Origin of the sequence: Streptomyces sp. NRRL WC-3626, assembly GCF_000718785.1 — a bacterium.
Classification (GTDB): Bacteria; Actinomycetota; Actinomycetes; order Streptomycetales; family Streptomycetaceae; genus Streptomyces; species Streptomyces edwardsiae.
Window position 1 is genome coordinate 52,982 of sequence record NZ_JOCA01000004.1, and the last position, 12,137, is coordinate 65,118.

General features: G+C 73.5%; 10 protein-coding genes. 6 read left to right on the top strand and 4 right to left on the bottom strand.

All coding sequences use genetic code 11. The annotated features are described in order from the left end of the window. The first annotated feature begins 158 nt into the window (after nt 1-158). Together IF28_RS0107965 and IF28_RS0107970 are read left to right on the top strand one after the other, a co-directional pair. A complete protein-coding gene (locus IF28_RS0107965) occupies nt 159-608 on the top strand; it encodes a GNAT family N-acetyltransferase (RefSeq protein WP_030215982.1) in 450 nt (149 codons plus the stop codon). 150 nt (nt 609-758) lie between these two features. After that, a complete protein-coding gene (locus tag IF28_RS0107970) occupies nt 759-2,153 on the top strand; it encodes a PAS domain-containing protein (RefSeq protein WP_037892882.1) in 1,395 nt (464 codons plus the stop codon). 89 nt (nt 2,154-2,242) lie between these two features. Here the strand turns inward: IF28_RS0107970 and IF28_RS0107975 are convergent, their stop codons facing one another. Continuing rightward, the gene (locus tag IF28_RS0107975) at nt 2,243-2,998 is read right to left on the bottom strand and encodes an SIS domain-containing protein (RefSeq protein WP_030215986.1); all 756 of its coding nucleotides are present in this window, start codon (nt 2,996-2,998) and stop codon (nt 2,243-2,245) included. A gap of 226 nt (nt 2,999-3,224) precedes the next feature. Between IF28_RS0107975 and IF28_RS0107980 the strand changes: the two genes are divergently transcribed. Continuing rightward, the gene (locus IF28_RS0107980) at nt 3,225-3,917 is read left to right on the top strand and encodes a metal-dependent transcriptional regulator (protein WP_030215990.1); all 693 of its coding nucleotides are present in this window, start codon (nt 3,225-3,227) and stop codon (nt 3,915-3,917) included. Nucleotides 3,918-4,432: 515 nt separating this feature from the next. Continuing rightward, on the top strand, nt 4,433-5,311 hold the full coding sequence (locus tag IF28_RS0107985) for an alpha/beta fold hydrolase (protein WP_030215993.1): 879 nt from the start codon (nt 4,433-4,435) through the stop codon (nt 5,309-5,311). A gap of 18 nt (nt 5,312-5,329) precedes the next feature. Here IF28_RS0107985 and IF28_RS0107990 read toward each other — a convergent pair whose 3' ends face one another. The 3 genes from IF28_RS0107990 to IF28_RS0108000 form a co-directional block, all read right to left on the bottom strand. Continuing rightward, on the bottom strand, nt 5,330-6,931 hold the full coding sequence (locus IF28_RS0107990) for a hypothetical protein (protein WP_030215996.1): 1,602 nt from the start codon (nt 6,929-6,931) through the stop codon (nt 5,330-5,332). Continuing rightward, nucleotides 6,928-7,704 carry an ABC transporter ATP-binding protein gene (locus tag IF28_RS0107995; RefSeq protein ID WP_406710521.1) on the bottom strand — a complete coding sequence of 259 codons (777 nt, stop codon included), beginning with the start codon at nt 7,702-7,704 and terminating at the stop codon, nt 6,928-6,930. Before IF28_RS0107995 ends, IF28_RS0107990 begins: the two co-directional genes overlap by 4 nt. A gap of 154 nt (nt 7,705-7,858) precedes the next feature. Next, the gene (locus IF28_RS0108000) at nt 7,859-8,521 is read right to left on the bottom strand and encodes a bifunctional DNA primase/polymerase (protein WP_030216001.1); all 663 of its coding nucleotides are present in this window, start codon (nt 8,519-8,521) and stop codon (nt 7,859-7,861) included. Nucleotides 8,522-8,828: 307 nt separating this feature from the next. On the opposite strand from IF28_RS0108000, the gene IF28_RS0108005 reads away from it, so the two are divergent. Further along, nucleotides 8,829-10,214 carry a hypothetical protein gene (locus IF28_RS0108005; protein WP_030216004.1) on the top strand — a complete coding sequence of 462 codons (1,386 nt, stop codon included), beginning with the start codon at nt 8,829-8,831 and terminating at the stop codon, nt 10,212-10,214. A gap of 177 nt (nt 10,215-10,391) precedes the next feature. Next, nucleotides 10,392-12,083, top strand: a complete 1,692-nt coding sequence (locus tag IF28_RS0108010) for a hypothetical protein (protein ID WP_030216006.1) — start codon at nt 10,392-10,394, stop codon at nt 12,081-12,083. Nucleotides 12,084-12,137: the final 54 nt, after the last annotated feature.

The following is a 12,137-nucleotide window of genomic DNA, read 5'->3' on the forward strand; positions in this document are numbered from 1 at the left end:
CGGCGGGCTACCGGCCCGCAGCCACCTCTTCCGTCCGGTCTGCATACATCTGCCGAACCACCTCCTTTCCGAAGTACCACCCACCTTAGGAACGGGCTTCCGTCGGATCAACCGCTTTTTTCGTTGACCCCCGCGCGGGGGCACGATTGGCTGGCCGGATGAATGATCTTCGTATCGAGGCGGTGGCCGGGGACGCCATGCTCGAGCAGTGGCGGCACGTCCACAACGTGATCGTGCCGCCCGCCGCCATGACCCCCGACGACGTGCGCGAACGCCTCGCGCGCGGATTCCGGCTGGACAACGCGTACGCCGGTGACGTGCTCGTCGGCTGCTCCACGGTGCGGCCCCCGCAGGGGGAGGAGGCCGTGGCGACGGTCATCGCCCGCGTGCTGCCCGGGCACCGGGGCCGGGGGCACGGGAGGGCGCTCTACGAGGCAGGGCTGGCGCACGCGCGCGGGCTCGGCGCCGCGGAGATCGAGACCGTGGTGCTGGCGGCCAACGCCGAGGGACTGCGGTTCGCCGCCGCGCGGGGCTTCACCGAACGCGAGCGGTACGTGCTCGACGGCGAGCGCGACGAGTGGGTCGACCTGCGGCTGGGTGCCGGGTGAAGGCGGCAGCGGGGCGGGAAATCGGCCGCGTACAACGATTCTCTCAATCTTGCGGGAACTCGATGTGCGCTGAGTCACGTTCAAGTTGAATGATTGCAAGTGAGCGAACCGTCGTGCCGTACGTGCGGACGCAGCCTGCAGGGGGTCCAGGTGAGTGCTTCCAGGCGTAGTGGGACCACCGACGAGCTGGGGCCGGACGAGCCCGGGCCCGAGCGGGAGGGATCGGACGGCTCCGACCTCCTCGCCGCGCTGCTCGACGGCATGGACGCCGCCCTGTGCGCGTTCGACGCGGACGGGACGGTCACGCACTGGAACCGTGAGGCCGAGCGCATCCTCGGCTGGACCGCGGCCGAGGCGGTGGGCCGGGCCGGGTTCGCCGGCTGGGCCGTGCGCAGCGCGGACGCCGACGAGGTCGAGGCGCGGCTGATGTCGGCCATGGGCGCGCCGGGCCGGCAGGTCAACGAGTTCGCGCTGCTGACCAAGGACGGCGGCCGGGTGCTGGTGCGCACGCAGTCCGCCGCCGTGCGCGGGCCGGACGGGAAGCCGGCGGGCGTGTACTGCGCGTTCAGCGAGGTGCACGCGCAGATCGACCTGGAGCGGTCCATCGCGCTGAGCGAGGCGCTGCTGGAGGACGCGAGCTGGGGTGTCGTCCTGATCGACGCCGATCTGCGGCCCGCGGTGGTGAACGCGCACGCCGCGCGGGCGCTCGGCGCGGGGCGTACGTCCGTACTGGGCCGGCCGCTGGGCGAGCTGCTGACGCAGGGCGCGCAGGAGCTGGAGAGCGCCCTCACCCATGTCCTCGCGGAGGGCGCGCCGCCCGCGCCGGCCGAGCTGTGGGTGAGTGTGCGGGCGCCGGAGGGCGAGCGGCGGCGCTGCTGGCGGAGCGGGTTCGTGCGACTGGCGTCACCCCTCACGGAGGAGCCGGTGCCGCTCGGGGTGGGCTGGCTGTTCCAGGACGTGACCGAGTACCGGCAGGGCGAGCAGGAGGCGTCGCTGCTGCGGTTCCGCGCGCAGCAGCTGCACCGGGCGGCGCGTGCGGCGGCGGAGTGCGAGGACCCGGCGGAGGCGGCGACGGTCCATCTGGACTTCGCGCTCGCCGGATTCGCCGACCACGCGCTGATCGACCGGGTGGCCGCGGGTGCCAAGGACGACGACCGGGTGAGGCTCGTACGGATCGCCGCGACCCCGTCCGGCGCGCCGGGGCCCAGCAGGCTCGCGGGGCGGGCGGGGCTGCCGGTGCGGTACGGGGACGGTCATCCGGCCGTGCAGTGCGTCGAGCGGGCCGGGACGGTGCGGGCCGACGCGGGGTCCATGGGGGCGGAGGGGGCGCGCGCGTGGGCCGTGGACCGGCAGTGGCCGGGGGACGCGGTGCACGCACTGTGCACGGTGCTGCGGAGCCGGGGGCGCACGGTCGGCGCTGTGACGTTTCTGCGGGGGGTGGGGCGGCATGCGTTCGAGCGGGCGGACGCGATGTACGCGGAGGATGTGGCGGTCCACATCGCCGCCGCGCTGGACCTGGCGGGGGTGCTGGGGGAGCGGGCCTGACTTCCAGCCCCTCCGGCGTTTGAGGAGCGGGGTCTGGGGCGGAGCCCCAGTTTCGGGACGGGAAGGGGCGGCGGGGGCGGAAGAACGTTCTACTGCCGGTAATAGATACGGTCCGCGTACTCCTCGAACACGCGGGCGTTCCACTCGTGGCCCCCGTCGACGTTCCCGGACCGCAGCAGTGGCGGCTCGATGCCCCGATCGACCAGCGCCGCCGCCGCCGTGGCCATCACGGCCTGCAGCACCGCCGACGTCACCACCGTCGACGCGGGAGCGAACGGCGCCGGCACCCCCTCCAGCGTCAGTTCCGCGTCACCGACCGCGATCCGCGAGTCCAGCACGACATCGCAGTGGTCCTTCAGGAACGTCCCCGAAGAGTGCCGCGACGCCGTCCGCGTCGCGTACGCCACCGACGTCACCCCGATCACCTTCACGCCCCGTTCCCGCGCCTTCATCGCCATCTCCACCGGCAGCGCGTTGCGCCCCGACAGGGAGACGATGATCAGCGCGTCGCCCGCGCGCAGCGGAGAGGAGTCGAGCACGACCCCCGCGAGCCCGTCGACGCGCTCCAGCGCGGACCCCAGCGTCGCCGGCATCACGTCGACGCCGACGACCCCGGGGACGGCGAGCAGGTTCATCAGGGCCAGTCCGCCCGCCCGGTAGACGAGGTCCTGCGCGGCGAGCGAGGAGTGCCCGGCGCCGAAGGCGAAGAGCCGGCCGCCGTCCGCGACCGTGTCGGCGAGCAGCGTGCCGGCCGCCGCGACGGAGTCGCCCTCCTCGTCCCGGATCCGCCGCAGCAGATCGATCGCGGCGTCGAGGAACTGACCGGCCGGCGTGCGGTCGCTCATGCGGCATCCCTTCGGGCAGAGTGTTGCGGATCACCGTGCGGTCTGGACCAGTGCCGTGTCAATACGGGGTCCGATGGCGTGGAATCCCCCGCGTGGACGGGTCGTTTTCACAGCGAGGCCCGGTTGTCGGTCGTATGGGTCAGAATTGAGTCCTGGGCCAGCGCACTCGCCGGTGAGCCGGCCGGCCTCCGGCAGAGCCATCCGCAGATCTCATCAAGGGGCATGTATGTCCGGACTGATCGACACCACGGAGATGTATCTCCGCACCATCCTCGAGCTGGAGGAGGAAGGTGTGGTCCCCATGCGCGCCCGGATCGCCGAGCGGCTCGACCAGAGCGGGCCGACGGTCAGCCAGACGGTGGCGCGGATGGAGCGCGACGGCCTGGTGTCCGTCGCCCCCGACCGGCACCTGGAGTTCACCGAGGAGGGCCGTCGGCTGGCGACGCGCGTGATGCGCAAGCACCGTCTCGCCGAGTGTCTCCTGGTCGACGTGATCGGCCTGGAGTGGGAGCAGGTGCACGCCGAGGCGTGTCGCTGGGAGCACGTGATGAGCGAGGCCGTGGAGCGCCGCGTGCTGGAGCTGCTGCGCCACCCCACCGAGTCGCCGTACGGCAACCCGATCCCGGGCCTGGAGGAGCTGGGCGAGAAGGACGGCGCCGACCCGTTCCTGGACGACAGCATGGTCTCGCTGGCCGACCTCGACCCGGGCGCCGGCGGCAAGACGGTCGTGGTGCGCCGGATCGGCGAGCCCATCCAGACCGACGCGCAGCTGATGTACACGCTGCGCCGGGCGGGCGTACAGCCCGGTTCGGTGGTCAGCGTGACGGAGTCGGCGGGCGGGGTGCTCGTGGGCAGCAGCGGCGAGGCGGCCGAGCTGGAGTCGGAGGTGGCGTCCCACGTGTTCGTCGCCAAGCCCTGACCGGGCGGGCCGGGAGGGGGAGCCGGTACGGGCGTGCGCGGCGCGTTCACTCCCGCGGGTGTGAACGCGCCGATTCCGAGATCCAGTGCGCGGAACGGCAGCGCTCGCCGGGCTCGCGTGCGAGGCTGTCGCTGAGGCATATGACCTGAGGGGCTCTGGCCGGGCCCGACAGCGATGTCACCCCGGCAGGGGAGGGGCGGGACGAATGTGCCGTGACCATGTGAGGAGCCCCGGCGCCGCATGGCGCCGGGGCCTGTCCTCCCCTGTGCTGACCCGGAGCCCCGAGCTCTCAGGGTCATTCCCCTCGGACCGGTTTCCCCGAGCGGTCCGCCTCCCGCTGAAGATCTCCCCTGGGCCACGGCGATCAATCCTCGAACAGGGTCACTCGAACGAGGGGTATTGCCGGCCGGGAAGCCATTTTCGAATGCTCTTTCGATAATCTGCGGGCAGTAGTGACAGGCAGGGCCAGCACGACAGGCAGCGGGCAGGCAGCGAGCTTGGGGGGTGCCAGGACCATGGCGCGACGCATCGACGTGACCGGGGCGGACGGCGTACGACTCGCCGCCTGGGAGTTCGGCGACCCGCCCAAGAACGGGACGGAGCCGGCGGAGAGCGCCGCACAGCACGCGCCCGGTGTGCTGTTACTGCACGGTCTGATGGGCCGCGCCTCGCACTGGGCGTCCACCGCCCGGCGGCTCTCCGCGCGGTACCGGGCGATCGCCCTCGACCAGCGCGGCCACGGCCGCAGCGACAAGCCCGCGCAGGCCGCCTTCACCCGCGACGCCTACGTCGACGACGCCGAGGCCGCCCTGGAGCAGCTCGGCCTCGGCCCCACCGTTCTCGTCGGCCACGCGATGGGCGCGCTGACCGCCTGGCAGCTGGCCGCCAAACGGCCCGACCTGGTGCGCGGCCTGATCATCTGCGACATGCGGGCCTCCGCCCTCGGGGCGGCCTCGCAGCGCGAGTGGGCGGAGTGGTTCAAGACCTGGCCGGTCCCGTTCGCCACCCTCGCCGACGTACGCAAGTGGTTCGGCGAGGACGATCCCTGGGTGGAGCGGCCCAACCCGGCCCGCGGCGCCTTCTACGCCGAGGTGATGGCCGAGTCCCCGGACGGCTGGCGGCCCGTCTTCGAACCCGACCAGATGCTCCGCTCCCGTGAGACCTGGGTCTTCGACGCGCACTGGGAGGAGCTGGCCCAGGTGCGCTGCCCCGCCCTGGTGGTCCGCGGCCTCGACGGCGAACTCGGCCGCGCGGAAGCCCAGGAGATGGTCCGCGTCCTCCCGCACGGCCAGTACGCGGAGGTGGCCGACGCCGGCCACCTGGTCCACTACGACCAGCCGGAGACCTGGCTCACCGCGATCGAACCCTTCCTGGACTCACTGGGCGGCCCCTGACCCGCTGCACGCGTCCGCTCACCCCTTGCTGACCGCCGCCAGGATCTCCGGCAGCCGGCGGGCCGTCCGCGGTGCCGCCAGGCGCAGGCCGAGGTGGGTCAGGGCGGCGCCGTACGCCGTGCCCGCCGGTAGCAGCAGCCACAGCCGGCCCTCGCCGCCCGCGCTGACATTCAGCCAGATCGTGAGCGCGATCACCGGCACGCACAGCACCGCCGCCGCGACCATCCCGCCGAAGATGGAGATCCACGCCAGCCCGACCTGCCCGGGCGCGACGTTCTTGTAGCCCTCCTGCGGGATGGAGTACGGGAAACGCGCCGACGTCCACGCGCCCGTCGCCAGCATCGCGCCGAGCAGCGCGAACGACAGACCCAGCGCCTCCGCCAGCCGGTGCCAGTCGCCCAGCACCGCCGCCGTCAGCACGGTGACCAGGGCGACGTACGGCAGGGTGATCAGCAGCAGCGCCAGCGCGCGGGCGCGCAGTTCGACGTACGCGTCCCGGCCGGAGGAGATCGTCATCGCGACCATCCAGAACGCGGACGTGTCCTGCCCGAACTGGTTGTACATCTGGATGCCGAGCATCCCCGCGGCGAAGCAGGCGAAGTACACCGAGCCGGTGCCCTGCCAGGCGTTGAACAGCGGCACGATCAGCCCGATCGCCAGGGACGTCACCCACGCCGCCTTCGTCTTCGGATCGCGCCGGATGTAGCGCAGGCTGCGCTCCATGGCCGTACCCGTACGGCCCGGCGGCAGCAGCCGGGCGAGACCCGTCGACGTACGGTCACGGACCGCCGCCGAGTCCCCGGCCGCCTGGAGGGTGGAACCGTCCGGCGACGTCATCAGCCGGGTCAGCAGCCGCGACCACCACGCCACCAGCCCCGCCAGCGCGGCCGCGCTCAACGCCAGTTGCGCCAGCGCGACGCCGTACGCCCCCTCGCCCGCCGAGTGCACCGCCCCGACCGCCGACGCCGGCGGAATCCACCGCACCACGTCCGCCGCCGGGTCCAGCTGCTCCAGACCGGACGAACCCAGCCGCTGCGCACCGAAGTTGACGAGCTGCGCCCCGACGGCGATCACCAGCCCGCTGAGTACGGCGAGATCCCGGCCCTTGCGGCTGGTCAGCAGCCGTACGTTGGCGGCGGCGACCGCCCGCGCGAGCGCCACGCACACCAGCAGCGCCAGCACAACGGCGAGCACGCCCACCGCGAACGCCGCCCCGCCGTGCGCGACCGCGATCACCGAACCCGCGAGCAGACACAGCGTGAACAGCGGCCCGATACCGACCAGCGAGGCCGCGAGCAGCGCCCGCACCAGCGGCCCCGGCCGCAGCGGCAGCATCACCAGCCGGGTCGGGTCGAGGGTCTCGTCGCCACCGGGGAAGAACAGCGGCATCACCGCCCAGCCCAGCCCCAGCACCGCCACGAGCAGGACCACCAGCGACTCCACGTGATCCGAGCCGCGCAACGCGATCAGCCCGAGCAACTGCAGCGCGGCGAACAGCAGGGCGACGACGGCGGAGGCGATGTACGCGGCCTTCCGCCCGCCGGACTGCCGCAGCCCGTTGCGCAGCAGGGACAGTTTCAGCCGGACGAAGACGGGGGTGAGGGCGGCGGGGGCGCTCACCGGGAACCGCCGCCCAGCCAGTCCAGATCCGAGCCGACGTCACGGCTGTCCGCGCCGACCAGCTCCAGGAACGCCCGCTGCAGCGAGGGCGCCTCCCCGCGCACCTCGGCGATCGGGCCGTGGGCGCGGATCCGGCCGGCGGCCATCACGGCCACCCAGTCGCACAGCGACTCGACCAGCTCCATGACGTGGGAGGAGAACACGACCGTGGCGCCGGACGCCGTGTACCGCTCCAGCACACCCCGGATGGTCTGCGCGGAGACCGGGTCGACGCCCTCGAACGGCTCGTCCAGGAACAGCACTTCGGGATTGTGCAGCAGGGCGGCGGCGAGCCCGGTCTTCTTGCGCATGCCGGTCGAGTAGTCGACGACGAGCTTGTGCTGGGCCCCGGCCAGATCGAGGACGTCGAGCAACTGCGTCGCCCGCCTGTCCACCTCGGCACCGGGCAGCCCCCGCAACCGGCCCGTGTACGCGAGCAGTTCACGCCCCGACAGCCGCTCGAACAGCCGCAGCCCCTCCGGCAGCACCCCGATCCGGGCCTTCACCTCCACCGGATCCCGCCACACATCGTGCCCGACGACCTCGACGCTCCCCTGATCCGGCCGCAGCAGCCCGGTCACCATGGACAGCGTGGTGGTCTTCCCGGCCCCGTTGGGCCCGACCAGCCCGATGAACCGCCCCGCGGGCAGCTCCAGATCGATCCCCCCGACGGCGACCTGCTCCCCGAACCGCTTCCAGAGCCCCCGCACACTCACGGCACTGCCACCCACGATGTCTCCCTCCGTCAGCAATGAAGGCTACGGGGAGCAGAGCGTCCCTCCAGGGGGCGCGGGGCTGTGCCGACATGCGGCTCCGCCGCGCGGGCGCGACCAGCCACGACGAACCCGCGGTCTCGCAACAACACAAACCCCGCGGAACGGACCTCCCCTATCGATCCCGGCCACACGCATAAGCCAACGGCGACACCAGCTCCCCCACATCCGGCAACCACCGGTTCTCCGCGGTGGGCCGGCAGGCCCATTGCACGGCTCCCCGGCCCCCCACCCGCGTGGGAGGCCCGGCGACGAAGTCACCCTCCCCCCGCACCGTCAGGTCGAGCGAGGCCACCGACCACCCCAGCCCGCGCAGCAACCCCGGCACCTTCGCCGACGCCCCCGGCAGCACGAAGAACTCCATCCGCCGGTCCGGCGAAACGGTCACCGGCCCCAGCCGCAGACCCAGCCGCTCCATCCGCGCGAGGGCGAGAAACCCCGCCGTCTCCGACACGGACACCGCGTCGAAGGTCCGCCCGGTGGGCAGCAGCACCGAGGCGGCCGGCTGCCGCTCCCACAGCCGGCGCGCGACGGTGGCGCTCCCGGTCGCCTGCGTCGCCCAGTCCGGGCCGGCCGGATGTGCGCCGGGTACCGGGCACGCGGCGTCACCGCACGAGCAGCGCTGCGTCCCGTCCACGGACTCCAGCCAGGTGCCCGGAAACACGTCCCAGTGCCGCTCCCCGGCATACCGCACTGCGGTGTCCAGCAGCGATTCCCCGCGCTGCTTCGGGATCTGTACGGCGTCGGCGCCCGCGATCGTCTCTTCCACGATGAACACAACTACGGCCGTCACCAGGGGTTACGCCCGCCCGGATGCGCGGGGGAGGAGCATCGGGCCCGTGTTCGGGGCGCATGGGTGCATCCATGGGGGCGCGCGGGAGGATCCGCTCCGCTGGTGGGTAACCAGGAGGAGGGCCGGCAACCGCCGTTACCCCGGCAATCCTCACATGCCTCGCATTGTCGGCACCTCGACGGGGCATTGATCTTCCCGGCCGGATGTACTCGCCGGGACGCGAGAAGCACGGCCGCGGAAGACACGTCAACTCGGTGCGTGGGCAGGGCACCGCAGCCTCAGGGGGTACGCCATGGCCGCAAGGCCTCTCGTCGCGCGGCAGCCGAACGAACGGCTGCAGGCGCTCATCCAGGAAGCCGGATGCTCCAACGCCGGGCTGGCCCGCAGGGTCAACATGTGCGGCGCGGAGCACGGCCTCGATCTGCGCTACGACAAGACGTCGGTGGCCCGCTGGCTGCGCGGCCAGCAGCCGCGGGGCCGGGCACCGGCGATCATCGCGGAGGCGCTGGGCCGCAAACTGGGCCGTACGGTCACGATCGACGAGATCGGCATGGCCAACGGCAAGAACCTCGCGTCCGGTGTCGGCCTCCAGTTCTCGCCGACGGTACTGGGGGCCATCGAGCAGGTCTGCGAGCTGTGGCGCAGCGACGTGGGCCGGCGGGACTTCCTGTCCGGTTCCTCCGTCGCCGCGTCCGCGCTCGTCGAGCCGAGCCGCGACTGGCTGATCACCGCGCCCGACGGCCAGGTGGCGCGCTCCGCCGGACCGCGCGTGGGCCAGTCCGACGTGGGGGCCGTACGGTCCATGACGCAGGCGCTGGTGGACCTGGACCACCAGTACGGCAGCGGGCATGTGCGCCCGGTCGTGGTCCACTACCTCAACAGCGTCGTCTCGGGGCTGCTGGCGGGCTCGTACAGGGAGGCCGTGGGCCGCGACCTGTTCGCGGCGGTCGCGCGGCTGACCGAACTCGCCGGGTACATGGCCGTCGACACCGGCCAGCCGGGCCTCGCCCAGCGCTACTACATCCAGGCGCTGCGCCTCGCCCAGGCGGCCGGGGACCGCGGATACGGCGGATACGTGCTCGCCGCCTCCATGAGTCATCTGGCCGCCCAGCTCGGAAACCCCCGTGAGATCGCCCAGTTGGCGCGCGCGGCGCAGGAGGGCGCGCGGGGGCGCGTGACCCCCCGCGCGGAGTCGATGTTCCTCGCGGCGGAGGCGCGCGGGCACGCGCTGATGGGCGACGTGCACGCGGCGCACACGGCGGCAGGGCGCGCGGTGACCGCCATGGACGCGGCCGAACCGGCATCCGGTGACGACCCGGCGTGGATCGCGCACTTCGACGAGGCCTATCTGGCCGACGAGTTGGCGCACTGTCACCGGGACCTCGGGCAGGCCGAGGCCGCCGCCCGGTGCGCGCGGGAGTCGCTGGACGGGCATCCCGCCTCGCGGGCACGTCGGCGGGCGATCGGCTATGTGCTGCTGGCCACCGCGCAGGTGCAGCAGCGCGAGATCGAACTGGCCTGCAGTACGGGCCTGAAGGCGGTCGAACTGCTCGACGGGCTGCGCTCCAACCGGGGCGCCGAGTATCTGGACGATCTCCAGCAGCGGCTCGAGCCGTACCGGGAGGAGTCCGTGGTACGGGAGTTCGGGGCGCGGATGGAACTCCAGACGGCCGCGTGACAGGGGCGACGGGACGGGCGGGTGGGAAAGGGGTGACGTGATCAGCGTGCGGTGACCCGGTTTTGTTACCGCGCTCACAGGGCGGGCGGTCAGGTCCTGTGCTGCGTGGCACCGGGCTCCGGGGACCCGGTAGCGTGAGCCGACGATTCACAAGGTCCCCCATTGGTAGGAGTCCCGGTGACGCAGAGTGGACAGGGCGAGGAGCCCTCGGCGCGCCCCGCGCGCGAAGGCATCGTGCTGCCCTCCGACGGTGGTGAACCCCTGTTGCCGGGCATGACGACCGGACCGGTCGCCCCCGGCGGCAGAGCGGACGGCCGGCATCCCGGCGGCGGCTACCCCGCCTCGGCCCCGTCCGGCGGCCAGACCTGGGGCACTCCGTGGGGCCCCGGGCAGCAGGACGCGGCCCCGCCGCAGTCCGGCCAGGGCGGCTGGCAGACCGCGCAGCCCCCGTCCGACGGCCAGTGGGGCGCCCCCGAGACGCCCGCATGGGGCGCGCAGAGCCAGGGAGGGCAGGGCCCCGGCCCACTGCCCCCGGAGGGCGCGCAACAGGGCGCCGGATACGGCGGCGACGCGTACGGCACCGGCTACGGCGCGCACGGCGCTCCCGACGCCTACGGCGCCCCCGACGCGTACGGCTCGTACGGCGGTGGGACCGCCGGCGCCCCGCTGCCGCCCGCGCACGACGGCACCTACGGCGCCCAGAACGGCTACGGCGCCCCCCAGTACCCGCCGGCCGCCGCGCCCGACGGCACGGAGGGCGTCACCCAGTACATGTCCCCGGTGCCCGCCCCGGGCGGCGACGAGGGCGTCACCCAGTTCATACCCCCGGTGCCCGCCCCGGGCGGCGACGAGGGCGCGACCCAGCTCATACCCCCGGTGGGCCCGGGCGCACTGCCGCCCGAGGTGCCCGCCCACGGCACCGACGCCGGCGGCTACCCGGGCGCGGCCCCGCACAGCGCGGGCCACCCCGACGCGGAGGCCACCCAGTTCATCGCCCCCGTCAGCGACCAGCCCCCCGCGCAGTCGTACGGCGTCCCGGACGCGGGTGACGGCAACCGGCAGCCGCCCGCCGAGTTCGACAACCTCTTCCGCAACGACAACGGGGGCGCGGCCGGAACCCAGCAGATGCCGCGCGTGGACCACGTCCCGCCCGGCCGGGCCGCGCACACCCCGCCCGGTCCGCCCGCACCGCCCGCCGGCCCGACCGGCGGCCGTGGTGGCGGTCGCGGCGGCGGCCGTACGGGCTCACGTGTGCCGCTGATCGCCGCGGTCGGCGTCGGGATCGTCGTCTTCGGCGTCGGCGCGGGCGCGCTCATCGGAAGCGGGGGCGGCGACGACGAAGGCGGCGACAACCAGAACGTGTCCGCCACCTCTCCCGCGACCGAGGACACCTCCGCCTCGCCGGCCGCCGACCCGGCCCGTGCGCAGGCCGTCGAGCTGGACAAGCTGCTGGCCGACAGCGGCGACAGCCGCACCACCGTGATCAACGCGGTCGCCGATGTGAAGAGCTGCAACAACCTCGGCCAGGCGGCCGCGGACCTGCGCGAGGCGGCCGGGCAGCGCACCCAGCTGGTGACCGACCTGTCCGGGCTGTCCGTGGACAAGCTGCCGGACCACGAGGCGCTGACCACCGCGCTCACCAAGGCGTGGCAGGCGTCGGCCTCGGCCGACAACCACTACGCCGCCTGGGCCGACCAGACCGCGGGCAAGAAGGGCTGCAAGAAGGGCCAGGCCCGGTCCACCGGCCAGACCCAGGCCGGCAACCAGGCCAGCGGCACCGCGACCGTCCAGAAGCAGAAGGCCGCCGAGCTGTGGAACGCGATCGCCAAGCGGTACGGCCTGACCGAACGCCAGCCGACCCAGCTGTGACCGGGCACTGAGCGGATGCCGCCGTTCCGTCCGGGCGACCGGGCGGAACCGGAC